Origin of the sequence: Oceanisphaera marina, from assembly GCF_014643915.1 — a bacterium.
GTDB classification, from domain to species: domain Bacteria; phylum Pseudomonadota; class Gammaproteobacteria; order Enterobacterales; family Aeromonadaceae; genus Oceanimonas; species Oceanimonas marina.
The window spans coordinates 253,242-272,916 of the sequence record NZ_BMKE01000001.1; the positions used below are offsets into that span (position 1 = coordinate 253,242).

Annotated in this window: 14 protein-coding genes; 3 read left to right on the plus strand and 11 right to left on the minus strand. The window is 53.0% G+C overall.

Annotation, left to right across the window (positions count from 1 at the left end; all coding sequences use genetic code 11):
• Positions 1–1,407: a cytochrome ubiquinol oxidase subunit I gene (locus tag IEW52_RS01295; RefSeq protein WP_188628253.1), complete on the minus strand. Its 1,407-nt coding sequence runs from the start codon at positions 1,405–1,407 to the stop codon at positions 1–3.
• Between the two features lie 322 nt (positions 1,408–1,729).
• On the opposite strand from IEW52_RS01295, the gene IEW52_RS01300 reads away from it, so the two are divergent.
• Positions 1,730–3,592: a sensor histidine kinase gene (locus tag IEW52_RS01300; protein ID WP_188628254.1), complete on the plus strand. Its 1,863-nt coding sequence runs from the start codon at positions 1,730–1,732 to the stop codon at positions 3,590–3,592.
• On the plus strand, positions 3,589–4,998 hold the full coding sequence (locus tag IEW52_RS01305; protein WP_188628255.1) for a sigma-54-dependent transcriptional regulator: 1,410 nt from the start codon (positions 3,589–3,591) through the stop codon (positions 4,996–4,998). The genes IEW52_RS01300 and IEW52_RS01305 overlap by 4 nt, the downstream gene beginning before the upstream one ends.
• Before the next feature lie 233 nt (positions 4,999–5,231).
• On the opposite strand, the gene IEW52_RS01310 is transcribed toward IEW52_RS01305, so the two are convergent.
• From IEW52_RS01310 to IEW52_RS01345, 8 genes are all read right to left on the minus strand, one after another.
• The gene (locus tag IEW52_RS01310) at positions 5,232–6,050 is read right to left on the minus strand and encodes a hypothetical protein (protein WP_188628256.1); all 819 of its coding nucleotides are present in this window, start codon (positions 6,048–6,050) and stop codon (positions 5,232–5,234) included.
• Positions 6,047–7,300, minus strand: a complete 1,254-nt coding sequence (locus tag IEW52_RS01315) for a hypothetical protein (protein WP_188628257.1) — start codon at positions 7,298–7,300, stop codon at positions 6,047–6,049. Before IEW52_RS01315 ends, IEW52_RS01310 begins: the two co-directional genes overlap by 4 nt.
• Before the next feature lie 15 nt (positions 7,301–7,315).
• Positions 7,316–7,780 (minus strand): hypothetical protein, encoded by a 465-nt coding sequence (locus tag IEW52_RS01320; RefSeq protein ID WP_188628258.1) that lies wholly within the window; start codon positions 7,778–7,780, stop codon positions 7,316–7,318.
• Between the two features lie 8 nt (positions 7,781–7,788).
• Complete coding sequence (locus tag IEW52_RS01325; RefSeq protein WP_188628259.1) at positions 7,789–9,342, minus strand: OmpA family protein; 1,554 nt, start codon at positions 9,340–9,342, stop codon at positions 7,789–7,791.
• Positions 9,343–10,275: 933 nt separating this feature from the next.
• Positions 10,276–11,637: a sodium-dependent transporter gene (locus IEW52_RS01330; RefSeq protein ID WP_188628260.1), complete on the minus strand. Its 1,362-nt coding sequence runs from the start codon at positions 11,635–11,637 to the stop codon at positions 10,276–10,278.
• A gap of 222 nt (positions 11,638–11,859) precedes the next feature.
• Complete coding sequence (gene hppD / locus IEW52_RS01335; RefSeq protein WP_188628261.1) at positions 11,860–12,963, minus strand: 4-hydroxyphenylpyruvate dioxygenase; 1,104 nt, start codon at positions 12,961–12,963, stop codon at positions 11,860–11,862.
• 139 nt (positions 12,964–13,102) lie between these two features.
• A complete protein-coding gene (locus IEW52_RS01340; protein ID WP_229667735.1) occupies positions 13,103–15,142 on the minus strand; it encodes a UvrD-helicase domain-containing protein in 2,040 nt (679 codons plus the stop codon).
• Between the two features lie 31 nt (positions 15,143–15,173).
• On the minus strand, positions 15,174–15,599 hold the full coding sequence (locus IEW52_RS01345) for an Lrp/AsnC family transcriptional regulator (protein ID WP_188628263.1): 426 nt from the start codon (positions 15,597–15,599) through the stop codon (positions 15,174–15,176).
• A 273-nt stretch (positions 15,600–15,872) separates the two neighbouring features.
• Between IEW52_RS01345 and yjeH the strand changes: the two genes are divergently transcribed.
• On the plus strand, positions 15,873–17,144 hold the full coding sequence (gene yjeH / locus IEW52_RS01350) for an L-methionine/branched-chain amino acid transporter (RefSeq protein WP_188628264.1): 1,272 nt from the start codon (positions 15,873–15,875) through the stop codon (positions 17,142–17,144).
• A 98-nt stretch (positions 17,145–17,242) separates the two neighbouring features.
• Here the strand turns inward: yjeH and fghA are convergent, their stop codons facing one another.
• Both fghA and IEW52_RS01360 read right to left on the minus strand, forming a co-directional pair.
• Entirely contained in the window at positions 17,243–18,076 is an 834-nt protein-coding gene (fghA, locus tag IEW52_RS01355; protein ID WP_188628265.1) for an S-formylglutathione hydrolase, read from the minus strand.
• A 206-nt stretch (positions 18,077–18,282) separates the two neighbouring features.
• Positions 18,283–19,401, minus strand: coding sequence for an S-(hydroxymethyl)glutathione dehydrogenase/class III alcohol dehydrogenase (locus tag IEW52_RS01360; protein WP_444544012.1), 1,119 nt, complete (start codon positions 19,399–19,401; stop codon positions 18,283–18,285).
• Between the last annotated feature and the right edge of the window lie 274 nt (positions 19,402–19,675).

Genomic DNA, 19,675 nt, shown 5'->3' on the forward strand with positions numbered 1-19,675 from the left:
TCAGTCCTCCACCACGTCGCGTTGCAGTTTCTTCACCCATTCAAGGGCAAAACTGGGCGCATTGACGCCAATCATGTATTGCTCCAGCCGCGCCAGATCCGGCGGTCCCTTGCGGACCAGTTTGGCCATAAAATACAGATAAACCAGCAGCAGAGTGCTGTAGGTCAGCACAAACAGCGTGAGCGAGAACAGCACCCGTTCGGCAGGCAAGGGCGTCACCACCTCCATAGTGCGCACCAGACCATGCACCAGCCAGGGCTGACGCCCTACTTCGGCCACATACCAGCCGGCCAGGGTAGAAATCACCCCTGCGGGTATCATCATGTTCATTAATATCAAGAAGGGTTTGCTTTCAAACCGGCTGCCCTGACGGCGTAGCCACAAGCCCCACAGGGCGGCACCTATCATCAGCATGCCCAGCCCCACCATGACGCGAAACGAGTAGAACACCAAAGGCACATAGGGTCTTTCGTCTGCAGGTACCGATTTCAGTCCCTGCAGTTCACCGTCGAGTTCGTGGGTTAAAATCAGCGAGGCCATCTTGGGCACTTTCACTTCAAAATGGTTGGTTTCTGCTTCCATGTCAGGAATGGCAAACAGCAGCAAGGGGGCGCCGGTTTCCTGCGCCGGCCAAATGCCTTCCATGGCCGCCACTTTAATCGGCTGATGCTCTTTCACGTTCAAGCCATGAGCATCCCCCACCATCAGCTGCAAGGGCGCCAGTACCAGGGCGGCCCACATGGCCATCGACAAGCCTTTGCGGGCAAAGGCCACATCGCGATTCTTGCGTAAATACCAGGCGCTGACACCCCCAATCACGAAGGTGGCGGTCAGCATGGCGGCCAGCAGCATGTGCGCCAAACGATAGGGCATGGACGGATTGAAAATAACTTCCATCCAGCTTTCAACTTCAAAGTGACCGTCTACTATCTTGTAGCCGGCGGGAGTTTGCATCCAGGAGTTGGCGGCAATAATCCAGAACGACGAAATCCAGGTACCTATGGCTACCACGCAGGTGGCAAAGTAGTGCAGCTTTTCGCCTACCCGTTGCCAGCCAAACAGCATGATCCCCAGAAAGCCGGCTTCCAGAAAAAAGGCCGTCAGCACTTCATAGGCCAGCAGCGGCCCCAGTACCGGGCCTACCAGCTCGGAAAATTTGGAAAAGTTGGTGCCAAATTCGTAAGACAGCACTATGCCGCTGACCACCCCCATGCCGAAGGTAATGGCAAAAGGTTTGATCCAGAACTTGGCCAGCTGAAAATAAACCGGATTACGGGTTTTCAGCCACATGCCTTCCCAGATGGCGATGGCGGTCGCCAGACCGATGGTAATGGCCGGAAAAATAATATGAAAGCTGATGGTAAAGGCGAATTGAACCCTCGACAGTATGGCCGCATCTAAGTCCATATTGCCTCCTTATGTACGTTGAAAACGGTTAACTGCCGCAGGCAGTGTAGCCAAGAGTAGAACAATAAAGATGGCAGAAAATTCCAGCATTAATGTGGCTATATTCATATAAGTGCTCGCAGATATCATTCAATGTAACAATGCACCTTACGAAGCACGAACTGTGCCACAAAACAAAATACCTTTAATTACCTTAACTTAGATCAATAAAAGTCATAATACTTGCTCCAGCCGACAACCAGGTTTACAGTTTACACCTGTCTGGCTGTAAACCTTGTTTACAGTTTGATGCTCCCTCTTACTCCACACACCAAGGACTTCCATGGCGCTCGATCTGGCCTTTGAATTGATGATGTTGCTCACCGCAGGTTGCGCACTTGTGGTGTCAACCTGGTTGTTCTGGCGAGCCCGCAGCCAGCGCAGCATGAAGGCCATGGCCGGCTTTGGCATCATGATGGCGGTGTGGTGCTGTGGTCATGTGTCGGTATTTTACGGCTGGGAAACACTGGGCAAAGCACTCATTCTGGCCAACCCACTGATGCCGACCTTTTTTCTCGACTTTGCCATCGGCTTCGTCAACCAGGGCGCTGGCCGACGCCGCTGGCTGGATCGCCTGGCAAAGCGGCGCGTATTCCTCTATCTGGCCGCATTACTGGTATTGGGCATCAGCTTGGTGGCCGATGGCGGCCACATTATTTCGTTTGGCCCCTTCAGCCACTACTTTGTATTCGGCGGCATCGGCTGGTTTAACATTGCCTACACTATCGCCATCGGCATACTGGCCCACGCCCTGCTGCTGTGGGGCTGGCGCACTCACAGCGGCAATCGTCGACGCTCCATCGCGGCGATGTTTGCCGCCGGTGCCTGGGGACTGTTGCTGGCCAGCAGCTTTATTTTTCCCTCGCTGGGGCTCTATTGGTATCCCTGGCCCATGCTGTTACTGCCCAGTTATGTGGTGCTGCTGGTGTATGGCGTGGTGCGTTATCAAATGCTGGAGATCAATGCCTGGGCCAATCGCGCCCTGCTGTGGATTTTAATGACACTACTGCTGCTGGGACTGATCGCCCTGCTGAGCTCGGTCGCCGGTCAGTTTGGCATGCAGGCGCTGGCCAATGTGCCCAAATGGCAGCTGTGGCTCTATTCCATGTTATTACTGACCCTGGCATTGGCACTGTATCAGCCGGTCAGCAAGCTGGTGGCCAGGCTTATCTATCCCGGCAGCCAGCTGAACGAACAACGACTGGACAGCTGGCTGCAGCATTTGGCCGAAGCACGAGACTGGCCCGAACTGGGTATCATTGCCGAACAACTGCTCAGCAGCCAGATGGGACAAAGCATTCGGGTGCAGCTGCTGCCCGCCATGCAGGTTGCCCACGTCATCTCCGGCCCGTGCATCGTTTGCCATCATCAGGCAAGCGGCTGGCAGTCGCGCCTGCAAGGATTTGACGATGTCACTCCCAGCGTGCGGCTGGCGGCAGAAGTATTCGCCTCGCTGCTGACCACCCGCTGCAGCCTGCTGGAGCGCTCACTGCAATTGGCCGAAGCCGAACGCAAACGTTTGTCCGAGCAACACCTGGTAGAGCTTGGGGGGCTGTCGGCGGCCATGGCCCATGAGCTACGCAATCCGCTGAATATCATTTCCATGGCCTCGGCGGGGCTGGAAACCGAGCGCAAAACCATGATCCAGACCCAGCTCAAGCGTGCAGATCGGCTGATTTCCGACATGTTGACCTACTCGGGCAACATCAAGGTGCAACGTCATGCCGTGCCCTTGGCATCGCTACTCGATAGCTTGCGCCCGCAGTTCGACTGGCAACATGTTCAATTTGATTATCAGCTGGACGAACATCTCACCCTATGTGCAGATACCTACCGGCTGCAGCAAGTGCTTGTTAACCTGCTGGACAATGCCCTGTCGTTTGTTCGCAACCAGCCCCACGGTAAAATCTGCATAGAAGCCAGCGCCGATGACATTCTGCGGGTGCATAACAATGGGCCGGCCATTTCACCGGACATGCTGGCGCATTTATTTCGCCCCTTTGTCAGTAAACGCAGTGGCGGCAGCGGGCTGGGGCTGTCCATCGTCCGCCGCATTATGGACGCCCACGGCGGACGTATTACCCATCGCAGTGATCTGGGCTGGCCGGTCACCTTCGAGCTTTATTTCCCCAAGGATCACTCATGACACCATCACGTATTCTGCTGATAGATGACGAACCGGCTTTTCGTACCCTCAGCAGCCAATGGCTGGCAAGCGAAGGCTATCAGGTACAAACCGGTGCCAGTCTGAGCGAGCTGCAAAGCCGGCTCGACGAGTTTGATGCCGACTTGATCCTGCTCGATTTGTCGCTGCCGCCGCATTTCGATCCACAACACACGCTGGCGGCCTTGCCGCAATTTATCGAGCGTCCGGTGATCATTCTAACCGGTCATGGCGAGCGCGAGCTGGCACTGGAAGCACTGCGCCAAGGCGCTTGGGATTTTCTGGCCAAGCCCATCGATCCCGACATGCTGGCGGTGGTAGTGAAGCGAGCACTCACCAAGCACCACCTGGTACGCGAACTGAACAACCTGAAAAGCAATCAGGGCGGCAAACAGGCGCTTGAAACCCTGATTGGTGCCTCGCCTTCCATGAACACCATTCGTGCCCTGGTCAGCCGCATTGCCCCCACCGATGTACGAGTGCTGGTCACAGGTCCCTCGGGCACCGGTAAAGAAGTGATTTCTCGCGCCATTCACGATCTGAGCAATCGCGCCAACCAGCCGTTTATTTCGGTGCATTGCGGGGCCATTCCGGCCGATTTGCTGGAAAGCGAGCTGTTTGGTCACACCAAGGGCGCCTTTACCGGCGCCGACAAGGCCCGCGACGGCCTGTTGAAACTGGCCGATGGCGGCACTCTGTTTCTGGATGAAATTGGCGACATGCCCTGGGCTATGCAGGTAAAACTGCTGCGGGTCCTGCAAGAGGGCAGCTTTTATCCGGTGGGAGGACGCGCCCTGGAAACCATAGACGTGCGGCTGGTGTCGGCCACCAATGCGGATTTGGCAGAAAAGGTACGACTGGGCGAGTTTCGTGAAGATCTCTACTACCGCATCAAGGGCGTCAACATAGAAACCCGGCCACTGGATGAGCGCTCCGAAGACATTCCTTTACTGATTAATCATTTTTTGGCGCTGCAGGCTACCGCGTTTCAACAAGCCCCTCAACACCCGGACAGCCAGGCGTTTAACTGGTTTATGCAGCGCCGCTGGCCCGGTAATGTGCGCGAGCTGAAAAGCGCCCTCGACAGCGTGGCCGCCATCGCCCGCAACGGCGTGATCACGCTCGACGACATTGCCCTGCTCTATCCCGACGCACAAACAGACAACCAGGTCAGCACATCATCAGCAAGTACCGACTCCGCCAATCGGCCTGACCAACCCTCAATGGCCCACCCAGACCAAAGCCTGGACGCCCAGGTTCGGGCCCTGGAAATTACCCTGATAAGCCAGGCCCTGGCCCAACACAACAACAACCGTACCCACGCCGCCCAAGCCCTGGGGTTATCCCGCCAAGGCCTGCTGAAAAAAATAGAACGATATGGATTGTAAACACAAGCTGAAAGCCTGTTTTTTGGTTATAACTCTGCCAGCCTTGTGTCGATAATGAATGGGTAGCGACCCACGGTCCAGGAAGGGTGGTAGTATCCAGTAAACCGCATTTACGACGTGATATTAGTTACCGTTATTGTAGTGTTGAACAGCAAGTAGCGATATGCTCAAACCAAAAAAGAGAGCTGCCTGACTCAGACAGCTCTCAATTACCCGCATCAATAAGAAGCCGATTAGTTCAAATCCATACCTAGGTTTGGCGTACCAAAACCTTCAAGACTCGCATTGGAGTTTTCAAAATATGCACTCCAAAATTCCTTTATTCTGTCTATATATTCACCAGGATAATAATGGCCTGGTTGATCAGGTAAATACCCTACGCCAAGCACATAAACTCTAGCTCCGCCCAGATCGGTAAACAGTTGTCTGTCTTCAACTATTTTCAGCTCATTCGCAGCTTTTTTGTTCTTGCCGTAAAGCGACGTGTAGTCACTATTTTCCATCATATCGCTGAGTATAAAGACGACTCGTTCTTCCGTTTGACTACGCTGGAGATCGCCCGCTATTGCACGTAGTGAAAAGATGATCTCAGTCTTAGGATGATCTAACGAGGCACCTTTCACTGTCTGCACAAACTCACGACCAAAAGTTTGCGTAAACAAACCCATCTGTCCTTTAAGACAGTTATCCAATCTACGTAATCGTGTCATGTTGATATCATTACGTGCTGATTCAGTTAATAGTCCATCCAATTTTCCGCTGTAATGTAACCGCATATAGTTACCGTTAGCCAATGATGAAAAACTGTATAATTTGACTTCATCACCTGGCTTTACAAAGCGGGCAATGTGCCCCCAGGCGGCACGCTGCAGATCATCAGAAAGCGGTAGAGTTTGATCCACCACCACAGTCAACAATCGACCCGAAACGGCAGGCCTGGCATCACTTAACTGCGCTTGGTCATAACAGCTCACAATGTCATTTCGTTCGCTGGCAAAAGAACCTGTCGCGGTAACGAGTGCGGCAATAGCGACTAAACATGTCAGTTTCATGCGGTTTCCTTACTGGCAAACATTCCTAACTTTTTCATCACCAGCTGTTGCTCACGTATATCTTGCAGTATCTCGACATCGATATTGAGGCTTTTGCTGGCCATCGCCAGTTCGCTGACTTCCAGCTCGGTCAAATCGTTAAAGGTCGCCGCATCTATCGGATCAACCTTGTCTTCCTGATCTTCAATAACCTCATTGGCCGCCGTTTTCACGCCAAAATGACCGATCAGTTTCAGGGCTTTTTGTTGTTCTTGAATATCCTGAAGCTCAGACAGATCCAACTTCATGGCTCGGCTTAACGCTGACAGCTCGGTATCACTCATCTCGGTAATATCATGAAAATTCATGGCATCTCTAGAGGTGGTACTGGGAGAGCTTCCGGGCGCTAACTTTCCACTCTCTGCTGCTGCGCCCGAGGCGTTAACACCCTTATTCCTGTCTGCATCAGCTGCTGCTCTAGGCATATTTTCCATCGATACAAAAGCCAAAAAATGTCGAGCGGCTACATCTACGCTGGAGCTAGCATCATCTCGGTCAGAATCTGTGGTGTGCAGCATGCTGCGCTTTTGCTGCAAGGCCCGCAGTTTTTCATTCGCATGACCACGTATTTTGTTACGCTTTGTTTCCAACCAGTCTTCCAGTTCATCTGCGCTCTGAAATTTATGTGTATACTTCCAGGCCGCCTTGGAATGAATTCCTTTGAATCCGTAAGCAATAGCCAACCACAGCATGATGCACTGAATCGCAATGTAGATAACCGACAGCACCACATAAGTCATCAAAGAGGCGCTGCGTATCGCATCTATTTGCTCTTGAATGCTTACCTCAACCTCAGCATTATTAATATCTTCCGAGATTTCCGGCAAATCGAAGGGGCCGGCCATAGTGCCCGCTGCAGCAGGCGGTTGCAGTGATGAAATCATCTCGGTTTCTATGCTTTTCAGGGTTTCAGCCCGTATCCAGAAGGCGGCCACGGCAAAGATAAGAATCAGTGCGAAAAAGCCCACAACCCAGTTTTTTTTCTGGCTGACTTCGGCGTTAGCATGTACCCGCGCCATAATATGTTGATAATCAGGTTTGTCATCATCATCAAAAGTGGCATCAAGATTAATGGAATACAATTGTTTCAGCTTGGGGGTTCTGTCGTCCTTTGGCGTTGCACGCCACCAAGCATGCGCCTTACCGATCAAATTATTGTAGTGGATCTGCGAGCCGGCGAAATGAGCCAGACCACCACTGATCAATGCCAAGAAGAACGCTACTGATCAGGCCAGATATCCCATTTGGGTAGCACTCACGTTCGGATTTACCCAAGGACCTATCACAAAAGCAAAACCCACGGCTTCCAGAATAAGTAACACTACAGCCAACACGTATACCCAAGCTGGCGTCGGCTTTCTGCCTGCTTCACCGACTTTAGCTAGGTAGTCTTTACTCTTACGATATAAACTTGAGCCACCGTCATATTTTTTATATTCAGTGTAATAGGCAGAACAGAGATCTTTCTCCACCGTAGGCCAGCCATCTGGCTGGTTACATTGTTTTTTGGCGAAGCGATCAATAGTGCCAATAAAGGGAATGCGATGCCAAACACGCATGGCAAAATAACGAACTTCCTCCCAGTATTTGGCCAAAACCGCCAAGGCAATACAGAGGCTAACCAGACTCCACACGATGCCTTGATTAGCTCTAAGAGCCGCTAAGAGTGTATCCAGTGATAACGTTTCCATCTTTTACCTTAAGATCTGATAGGTTGGTATTGAGCGACATAAGGCTGATTACTATCGGAATAGAACAGCACGCCGTCTTTGGCTTTGGCATTCCCCTTGCTGAATACCACATCCATGCAAGTCACTGGCGTATTCTTGCCATTAAAGAACACTCGGTAGAGCAGGTCTGTCTCGCCTTCGTAGGTATTGGCCACGCTGACATATTTATCGGTTAAGGCCTTGCGGTTACCTTTATCGTAGCCCTTAACAATCTGTACTAACGGCTGACGATCTATGGCCGCATTTTTTTTCAGTATCGAAACTGGAGATATAGTGACCAAATGGCCATTGACTAAATTAGCCCACACCCGATTGTTATAGCCGGGTAGATATTCTCTGGTTTTGTGACTATTCAATGGCTTGTTGGTAGCAAGGTTAATCACCTCACCCTGCTGCCTAGGCATATCTTCCAAACAACTGGAAATAGGAACATCTGACGCTTCGGCCTTGGATATAAGGTTAAAACCTCCAGATTTGGGCTCGATATTCATTCCCAGGGACGCCGTATAATTATGTGCCGGTGAGCCACCAAAATTCACTCGCGCAGTACTATCGACAATATCAGCTCCTGGCTTGCTCTTGGCATTACCGTTATTGGGTGTTCGCACATCCTGTGATTGAGATTTGCTTGCCTGAGACTCAACCCGCTTGGCGGTAGTGGTTCGCTTTTCCTTTGAGCTGAGTTCAGTGCCAGATTTAATAACAGGTTTGGGGCTAACAACCGGGCTAGGCGCACTTGATGTACCAAAAGCCAAATATTTACTGTTGCCTTTTTCGGCATCAATACGCTGGGCCAGCATCTGCTCATCGGTGACTTCTACTATTTCCACTCGACGATTTTTATTACGACCCGCCACCACCGTATTATCACCTATGGGCCTTGAAGAGCCCGCCCCCTGGAAATAAATATGGCTGGCAGGAATACCCGCCGAGGCTAAAACCTTACCTACCGTTTGTGCACGGCGCTCAGATAAACGTTGATTCAAGGCAGCAGAGCCGGTGGCATCCGTATGACCTACGACGAGTAACTTTGGTTGCTCAGAGTCCGTCGCTGAGCCAGCAAAAATGGCAGCCAGTTTACCTATCTGCCTTCTCCCATCAGCGGTTAACTGATGAGAGCCAACGGCAAACATGCTGCTGTCTTGTGTAGTGGCAACCAAACCTGTGCCGGAAGTTGAGCGCTGCTGACTATTGTCGGTGGTTTTAAGCTCCTCTATTTCAATACTCATCCCTTCTTCACGCGCCAGGGCGCGTATTGCCTTTACCCTATGCTGGTAAGCAGTACTTAAGCCGCAGCCAGCCGCTGCTCCCACCAAAGAACCTCCAATAATGCTTTTGGTGTCTCCTCCAGTAAGAGCTGCAATCCCCCCTCCCAGCACACCGCCGACAACACCACCGGCGGCGCATGCAAGGCTACCGGACGAATTAGCATAAAAATTGTCAATACTGGCACATCCGGTAACACTCAATACGACAGCGCAACTCAAAGTAGTTAGATAATATTTATTATTCTTCTTTTTCAAAGCGTTATCCCGTTACGTTCACAAAAAAGATATTATGTGCCTATCATTTTTTATTTAAGATAAAAATGTAAAATGAAGTTTTTCTACACTAGAAAATGCTCAGCGCGACATAGCAAGCAGTGTGCTATATCGGCCTGTAGATTGAGCTCAAACTCAACTTTATAAAGAACCTGCTAATGCAATACCTCATATTTACGATCCAAGGCAACGCACCCGCCTCACATCAAGGTAATGACAAATATTAGCTTGCTATCTTCCTGGCTATTCACCGTAAATACCTAACATTGCGTTCAATATTTACTCTTTGATGAAGAAGACGATCCAACAATCAAAAAAACAATGCCGCAATGCGTTTTGCAAAAAACGCAAATGTAAGTAATTTAAGACTCATATGCAACAATTTTATGCTTCTGTTACATATTGGAAACGAAACAACGAGCTAACAGCAAGTTAATTTGTATTGACAGTATGGCAGGCCGGTGCGTGATAAAGTTGATAATGACGACCATTTAATGAACAATTTTCTATTCACCAGGTGGTGATTTAGAGCAGCCCGAAACTACATAGCGTCAGGCAGCTCTACCAGATATGAGCTATCACGATAAAAACTATTCTTGAACAATCAGCAGGAATAAAACAAGTCTTCAGGATAACTAATCGTAAACAGTGATGGTCATAGAACCATTTAAATCATCCTCTCGAAACCGCAGACTCCTCATTGCTATATTGCGCCATTCCCCAACGCTGAAGAGAATCAGCCGATGGAGCAGGGCTCTAGCTTATCTATCTAGTGGCCATGATTGCCCTGTCGTTCACTCCCAATCCCAACAGTCTGCTGCCGCTGGCCCGTTAAGCCCTCGAATAAATACGGCCCATAAAAAACGCCGGTCAGTTCCTTCGAGCTGACCGGCGTTGGAATTGTGTCAGTCGGTGTTATTTCAGATTGAAATAAAACACGATCAGTAACGCGACGGGAGTCAGGTAACGGACCACCGGAAACCACAGCTTGTGCCAGCCGCCCAGTTCACTGGCGGAGTGTGCCGGTTTCATCTTCCAGCCTACAAAAACGGCGATCAGCAAGGCGACGATCGGCATCATGATGTTGGCGGTCACATAGTCGTACAGGTCGAACAGGGTTTTACCTTCAAAGCGGGAAAACATGTCGAGCGGAGTTACATCGGACCAGACATTAAGCGACAGCAAGGTAGTAATCCCCACCAACCAGGCGGCAACCCCGCCACCAATGGCCGCCGTTACCCGGCCTACGCCTTTCTCGTTCAAATAGCTGACCAGGGACTCCAGCATGGAGATGGACGAGGTCCAGGCGGCAAACAACAGCAACACGAAGAACAGCGAGGCAAAGAAACTGCCGCCGGGCATCTGGCCAAAGGCCACCGGCAGGGTCACGAAAATCAGGCCGGGGCCTTCACCGGCGGCCAGGCCGTGGGCGAACACGATAGGGAAAATAGCCAGCCCCGCCAGCAGCGCCACGCCGGTATCCATCACGGCAACCACCACGGCGGTACGAGCAATAGAAACGTTTTTGGGCAAATAGGCGCCGTAGGCCATCATGGCACCACTGGCCAGGCTCAGTGTAAAAAAGGCATGGCCAAGGGCAATCAGTATCGACTCGGCGGTAAGGGCAGAAAAATCCGGCTTGAACAAGAAACTGACGGCCTGCCCAAAGTGGCCGGTGGTGGTGGCATAGCCCACCAGGATCAGCAGCAGCACGAACAGCGCCGGCATCAGCTTGGTCACGGCCCGTTCCAGCCCGTGCCGTACGCCACCGGCGGAGACCAGTACCGTCAGCCCCATAAATACCGAATGCCACAACAGCAACTGGCCGGGTGAAGCCAGCAACTGACCAAACAGCTCACCGGAGTGGTCGGCGCTAATGTTATTAAAGCCACCACTCATGGCTGACACTATATAAGGCATGGTCCAGCCGGCAATCACGCTGTAAAACGACAAAATCAAAAATGCCGCCAGAGTGGCCAACACGCCGACTCCGACCCAGCTTTTGCTGCGCCCTTCTGTTGCGGCTACGGCCGCCATGGTGCCGATGGGGCTTTTACCGCCGCGCCGACCCAGCATGACTTCCGACATCATCAGCGGTAAACCGATAATGGCAATACAGGCCAGATATACCAGCACAAAAGCACCGCCGCCGTTTTCGCCGGTAATGTAGGGAAATTTCCAGATATTCCCCAGCCCCACGGCCGAGCCGACGGCAGCCATAATAAACACAAAACGACTGGACCATAGAGCCGGGCTGGTTGCAGGGCGCTGAGACATTTGTTTGCTTTGGGGCACGGGCGCTGCCACTCCTGTTACTGACTGCTTTTTAAACAAAAAGCCTGCTAAACAAAAAGCCAGCCATTCTCGGGGTCTGCAGACCCTGGGTGTAAAGAATAGCTGACAGCATGTCCTGCTATTTTGCCACTAACGGATAAAATAAAAAATGGCAGCCAGTAAATATGTCAGTTTTAAGCCCAGTTTTGTGCGTTATCTCCAGTATCACTCGCGCTTTAATACGCCGCGGCGGATCTGATCTTCCTCTATGGATTCAAAAAGAGCCTGAAAATTCCCCTCTCCAAAGCCTTCATTGCCTTTACGCTGAATGATTTCGAAGAAAATCGGCCCTATTACCGTATCGGTAAAAATCTGCAGCAATACCCCCTGCCCCTCAGTGGGCGCACCGTCGATCAGAATATGGTTTTTTTGTAATCTGGCCACATCTTCGCCATGACCGGGCAGCCGAGTGTCCAGCTGTTCGTAGTAAGTGTCGGGAGTGTTCATAAAACTCATGCCGCCGTTACGCAATGTTTCCACGGTGGCAAAAATATCGGCCGTGCCCAGCGCAATATGCTGAATCCCCTCCCCCTGATACAGACGCAGAAACTCCTCGATCTGGCTTTTATCGTCGGACGACTCGTTGATGGGAATGCGAATTTTACCGCACGGGCTGGTCATGGCCCGGGATTTAAGACCGGTAAGCTTGCCTTCAATATCGAAGTAGCGAATCTCTCTAAAGCCAAATAGACGCTCGTAAAATCCCGCCCACAAGTCCATATTGCCCATGGCCACGTTATGGGTTAGATGATCAATATAGGTCAGCCCCACCCCTTTGGGCTCTTGATACACGCCCGGGATGGGCTTGAAGTCCACGTCGTAGATACTGTGCTCGCCGTAGCGATCCACCAGATAAATCAGTGAGCCGCCAATACCTTCTATGGCCGGAATTTGCAGCTCCATGGGCCCGGCCCCCAAAGCCACCACCTTGGCGCCTTTTTCCGCCAGCTGCGTAATGGCCGCGGCGGCATCCTTCACTCTGAAGGCCATGGCGTTGGCACAGGGGCCATGCAGACGCGAAAATTCCGCCGCCCGACTGTTGGGCTCGGCATTTAAAATAAAGTTGATGTCCCCCTGACGATACAAGGTCACGTTTTTACTGCGATGGCGAGCAATGGCCACAAAGCCCAGCCGCTCGAACAGCTTGGCCAGTTGCTCTGGCTGATGGGAGGCATACTCCACAAACTCGAAGCCGTCGGTGTTCAGCGGGTTATCCCACGCCAGCGGCTGGGTAGATGAAGCAGATGTGGTAGAACGAATAGCAGCCATGATAACGATCCCCCCTGTTAGCTGTGGTCGCTGGTATGCGCACTCTATTGAGCATAGGGGAAAACACGAATTTCAGGCTTTTGTAGTAGCTGCTGAAGCTGCGCCTACAAAAAACATTGCATCCTGTTGCCCGCGGGGTTTACCCCGCCCACCGGCTTACCCCCGGATAACCACCACCGGTGAGCTCTTTGACAAAAGGAGAAGGTATCTGCTGGTCGGCCAGCAGGAACACCTGCTGGCGAGCACGGGTGAGGCCCACATAAAACAGCCGGCGCTCTTCGGCATGGGGAAACGTTTCGACTTCTGGCAATAACAGATCCAGCAAGCCGGTCGCATTTTGCTCTGGCGGAAAGCCATATTTACCTCGGCAGAGCCCCAGCATGATGACGTGATCCGCTTCTTTGCCCTTGGCGCCATGCAAGGTTTGCACGGCGATCTTGAGCGTCGGAAAGCGCTTGTGCCAGGCGGCCAACTGAGCGTTATCGGGCAGACTAAAACGAAACCGCGCCAGCACATATACCGAGACTTCGGCCTGCTCGGCAGCAATTTGCCCCAATAAACGGCTAATGGCATCCAGCTGGCTGTTACTGTCTACCGGCAACACATGCACACAAGGCGAGTTGCTGCGCGAATGCGTATTCAGGGTTTTAGGCAGTTGCTCCGGATTACGCTGCACAAAGCGGCTGGCCACTTGTTCAATCTGGTTATTAAAGCGAAAGGTCTTATCCAGCCGAGTGATGCGACTGGCACCAAAGTAGTCGGCAAAGCGGGTGGTCAAGGTAACGTCGGCACCACTGAAACGATAAATGGCCTGCCAGTCATCGCCAACACAAAATAGCGATAACTCGGGCTTGGCGTCGCGCAATGCCTGCAGCAAGGCGGCACGGGGCGCCGAAATATCCTGGAACTCATCCACCAGAATATAACGCCACGGCACCACAAACCGCCCCTGGCGCACCAATTCGGTAGCCTGTTCAATCATGTCGTCAAAATCAATATGCTCCTGCTCGGCCAGCGTATGCTGATAACGATGCAAGAGCGGCAACACCAGGTTCAGCTGCTCCGCAAGCGCAGGCGTCAGATCTGCCGGCTCGGGCTCGCCAACCAGCTTGAGAGCCGACACCAGGGGCGCCCACTCCCGCGCCACCCGCCGATAATCCGGCTGCGGCACCACCTGAAAACGATGCCGGCGCAACCAGTCGTGCAACTGCTGGCTGTATGCTTCGTCTTCGGCGCACAACTGCTCGAGCCACAGGGCGAAGGCCTGAATGCGGGTATTCTCTTGTTGTGCCAGCGGGCTAAGCGAAGGCGTCTTGCCATTGCTACTGGCCAGAATCATCAAGCCCAGGGCATGAAAGGTGCTGGTTTTAACGGTCGCCGTGCTGGGCTGATCTGCCAAGCGCTCGGCCATTTCCACAGCGGCTTCGTTACCAAAGGCCAGCAATAACAGCTCATCGGGTCGGGCCTGGCCCGAGGCCACCAAAAATGCCGCGCGTGCCGTCATCACGCTGGTTTTGCCGCAGCCGGCACCGGCCAGCACCAGATTATGGTCTTCATCAACTACGCAGGCCAGTCGCTGGGCCTCGGTGAGCGGGTGCGCTTCTAACGAGTCAAACACCTCGCTGAAATCCGCCAGCATTTGCTGGCAATAATCATCGCAACACTGTTCGCGCCAGCGCTCATCAGCCGAAATCAAGGTGGCGATCAAGCCGATGGCGGCGGTTTCGCGATCGCTTAATCCGGGCGGTGGCGTTAACGCGGTCCAGGCAAACCGTTCTCGCCCCGTCCCAGAATGTTCAACCGAAGTCTGCCCCGGCAGTATGGCTTGTGTTAACAGCTGCTGTAACGCCTGCCAGCGGGACTGTCGTAAATACCCCAACTCCAGCACGCTCAGGCACTGCTCGGCCAACGGCAAAATCCGTGCGGCCTGAAAGCGAAACCAACCCAGGGTCACGGCTTCATGCAGCGATTCGGCTACGGCCTTTGATAACCAGCCCAGTTCGATATCGCCCTGGGCGCAATACAAATGCAGCCGATACAAACGCCTTCCTTTAACCAGTTTGGGCGGGGCACTCAGCTCATGCCATTCCAGTGCATGACGCTCGCGTTTAAGATGCAGCACCACCCCTCGAGGGGTCAGTTCGCTGGCAATAAAAGGGTGATTAAACCATGGCGCCATCCAGTGCGCCCGAAACATCTGCATAGCGGCCTCAGACAAGGGTGTTGATCACTTCGCCCAAAATCATGTGGGTGCGCACGGTTTTGATGTGGGGCGTGTGTTCGATAAGGTGACGAATGGCATCCAGCCGCTCCATGGAAGCGGCCTCAACATACACCAGCATGTCGGTTTCGCCACTGATGGTATAGCACAGCTTTATTTCCGGCACGCCGCGCAACGACTCGGCATATTGCTCGCACTGGCGCACATGGTAACAAAGGGCAAAGTAGGCGCGCACCAGGGCAGGTGCCTGGCCTACCCGGGCATGATAGCCCTGGATAATACCGCGCTCTTCAAGGCTTTTAATACGCTCAGAGACCGCCGAGCGTGAAAGATTAACCTCACGCGCTATGCTGGCCACCGCCATGCGCGCGTTTGTGGTTAATAACGCCAGTATTTTTTGGTCAAACTTGTCCACTGCAACCCCTTTTTACTGCCACCCACCAAACGTCGGCCAAATACGACGCTTTGCCGTGTTCAAGCGGCAGAGTGGCACGCCTACTGCTCTTTATTTGCCGCTAATATATCAGAATTAAACAGCGCCAAGCGGAATCTTGAATGCTCAATGTGGAATACAAACCGCGCAGCTAAAGCAGTGCCTATAAAAATACGCCGGATCTGATACACAGGTTCCGACCTTTCCTAGAATAACGAAATTTCGCACTGCGCGAACATGGAGAATGGCAACAAAATGGGACGTTTACATAAACAGCTGGGATTAGGCTATGGCACCGCCATGATGGCCACTTCGTTATTGGGCAGCGGCATTTTTGTGGTACCGGCGGTGGCGGCCAGCCTGGCCGGAGCCGATTCATTATGGGCCTGGCTATTACTGATGATCCTGGTATTGCCCATCGCTTTTACCTTCGCTCGTCTGGGCCGAACCTTTCCCCATGCTGGCGGTGCTCCGCACTTGATTGGTCGCGCGCTAGGTGCACCAATGGAAAAACTGGCGGCCTTTCTGTTTTTAGCCGTGCTGCCAGTGGGCCTGCCCGCCATGCTGACGTTAACCACCGGCTTTTGGCACGCCCTGTTTGCGTTCAACGCCACCGGCGATTTGTTGATTCAGCTCGGTACTCTGGGCCTGGCACTGGTACTGGGCAGCCGCAACAGCGGCGCCTCGGGTTTGATACAACTGCTGATTGCACTGGCCATTATTGGGCTGTTGACCGCGATCTGGCTAAGTGGTGATTTGGTTAGTAGCGGATTAAACGCCATTCCGTCCGTACACAGCGTGCATTGGAACGCCCTGCCCTCGACGCTGGCAGTGATGTTCTGGTGCTTTGTCGGGCTGGAAGCTTTCACCCATATGGGAGAAGAATTTAAACGCCCCGAACGGGATTTTCCGTTGGCACTGCTGTTTGGCGTGTTATTGGCGGGCCTTATTTATCTGGCCTACGCCGTTGCAGTAATTAAATTCAGTGTGTTTGGTAGCGAAGTGGCCAATACCACCTCGTTTCCGGTGATGATGGCCACCCTGTTTGGTGAACCGGGCCGCTGGGCCGCCGCCATAGTGGGTTATCTGGCCTGCTTTGCCGGTTTGAATTTATATGTACAAGGTTTTGCCCGTCTGTTGTGGAGCATGGCCGACGAAGGCAAGCTGCCTGCGCCACTGGCTAAACTCAACCGCAATGGGGCGCCCTTTCACGCCCTGTGCTGGATAGTTGCCGCCAGCGCCCTTTGTGTACTGGCCGTTTGGCTGTTCAAGCTACCGCTGGAAACCCTGATGCGTTATGCCAACGGCAACTTTATTCTGGTGTATCTGCTCGCCATGATCGCCGGTGTTAAATTGCTCAACGGCAACCACCGCTGGTTAGCCGCCCTGGCCAGCCTGTTGTGCCTGGGGGTATTTATCTCATTGGGGTTTGAGGCAGGATATGCACTGGTGTTGGGCGGGCTGTTTATTGGCGGCCGCTGGCTAAGAATGGCGCTAGGAAGTCAACGCCGGAACAGGGTCTGTTGATGTAATGGATTGAAACTGCGTCAGATCCGGCTGCGCCGGATTGCACAGCTGAAGCAGTGCCTACAGGATGCACATCTGTAGGCACTGCGAGCACTGTGTTAGCCAAGATGCTCGGCATGAAAACGCAGGTGGTCTTCAATGAAGGTGGCGATGAAGTAATAGCTGTGATCGTAGCCGGGCTGCATGCGCAGGGTGAAGTTGGCATCGGCTTGTTTGGCGGCTTGCGCCAAGACTTCGGGCTTGAGCTGCTCGTTCAGAAAGTTGTCAGACTCCCCTTGCTCGACCAGTATCGGCAGTGGGCAGCCATGTTCTTTCAGCAACAGGCTGGCATCGTATTGGGCCCAGGCCTGGCGATCGTTACCCAGGTAAGCCCCCAGTGCCTTATGGCCCCAGGGACAATTGCTGGGGTTAGAGATCGGTGAAAAAGCCGATACCGACACGAACCGTTCGGGATTACGCAGCGCCAGTACCAGGGCACCATGGCCGCCCATGGAATGGCCGCTAATGGCACGCTTGCCATTCAGCGGCAGCTCGGCTTCAACCAGATTGGGCAGCTCGCTCAGCACATAATCGTACATCTGGTAATGCTGCTGCCAGGGAGCCTGGGTGGCATTAACATAAAAGCCGGCCCCCAACCCCAGGTCGTAGGCGGCGTTTTCATCGTCAGCCACGCCTTCGCCACGGGGGCTGGTGTCGGGAATAATCAGGGCCAGCCCCAGTTCGGCCGCCACCCGCTGGGCACCCGCCTTGCTGGAAAAGTTTTCGTCGCTACAGGTCAGGCCCGACAACCAGTACACCGCAGGTACTGGGCCAAGCTCGGCCTGTGGCGGCAGAAACACCGAAAACTGCATGCTGCAATCAAGCACTTTGGAGTCATGCTGATAACGGATTTGACGACCACCAAAGCATATTTGCTGTTGAACGATTTGCATGGAAACTCCTTCCTTCCCCCTTCGGGGGAGCTTAAAGCTGTCAGAAAAAAATTAATCTGATCCGGCTCTGCCGGATGGTGTTTTGTAGAAGCCTGCTTCAGCTGGCTGGTGGCGCGCAGCGACACTGAGATCCGGCTGCGCCGAATTGCACAGCTGAAGCAGTGCCTACATTGGTGCAATATGCTGGCACTACTGCCAAATGTTAATTACATGTGGATCACGGAACGGATCGATTTGCCTTCGTGCATCAGGTCGAAGGCATGGTTGATGTCTTCCAGACCCATGGTATGGGTGATAAAGGTATCCAGTTCGAATTCGCCGTTCAGGTACTGTTCAACGATACCGGGCAACTGAGAGCGACCTTTTACGCCACCAAAGGCAGAGCCTTTCCAGACGCGACCGGTTACCAGCTGGAACGGACGGGTGGAAATTTCCTGCCCGGCTCCGGCTACACCGATGATGACCGACTCGCCCCATCCTTTATGGCAGGCTTCCAGTGCGGAACGCATGACTTTCACGTTGCCGATACACTCGAAAGAGTAATCCACGCCGCCATCGGTCATCTCGACAATCACCTCTTGAATCGGCTTGTCGTAGTCATTGGGGTTGATGCAATCGGTGGCCCCCAGCTGTTTGGCGATCTCGAACTTGTCTTCGTTGATATCGACGGCAATGATGCGGCTGGCCTTGGCCATCACCGCACCTATGATCACCGCCAGGCCGATACCGCCCAGGCCGAATACCGCCACGGTATCGCCTTCCTGTACATTGGCGGTGTTTTTAACCGCGCCCATGCCGGTGGTTACGCCACAGCCCAGCAGGCAGACTTTTTCCAATGGCGCTTCTTTGCTGATTTTGGCCAGGGAAATCTCGGGAACCACGGTGCGCTCGGCAAAAGTAGAGCAGCCCATGTAATGGAAGATGGGTTTGCCGTCTTTAAAGAAACGGGTGGTGCCATCTGGCATCAAACCCTGCCCCTGAGTGGCACGAACGGCCTGGCAGAGGTTGGTTTTGCCGGATTTACAAAATTTACACTCGCCACATTCGGCGGTATACAGCGGAATAACATGATCGCCCACTTCAAGCGTGGTTACGCCCTCGCCGACGGCTTCAACAATGCCGCCACCTTCGTGACCTAAAATGGCAGGGAAAATACCTTCGGGATCGTCACCAGACAGGGTAAAGGCGTCGGTATGACATACACCGGTGGCCACGATGCGCACCAGTACTTCGCCTTTTTGCGGCGGCATAAGGTCGACTTCTTCAATCGAAAGCGGTTTGCCCGCTTCCCAGGCGACGGCGGCACGGGTTTTGATCATATCCATTGGTTTTCTCCTGTTAATAACGAATCGTCAGTACAAATAGCAGAATGACAGCGGTGCTTTACAGAAAGAACACTCCATCACTTTTAGTGGATGCATTGTATTACACGCCCACCAAGTAACAACGACCTAAAATGTAAATGATTTTTACCATCAGGTAATAAAAAGGCGACATAAGCAGTACGGCATAACCCATGTGGATCTATAATTTCTACATATAGCTACATTCGGGAGCCTGCCATGAAACGGAACTTGTTAGGTCAGTCACTCACGGCCG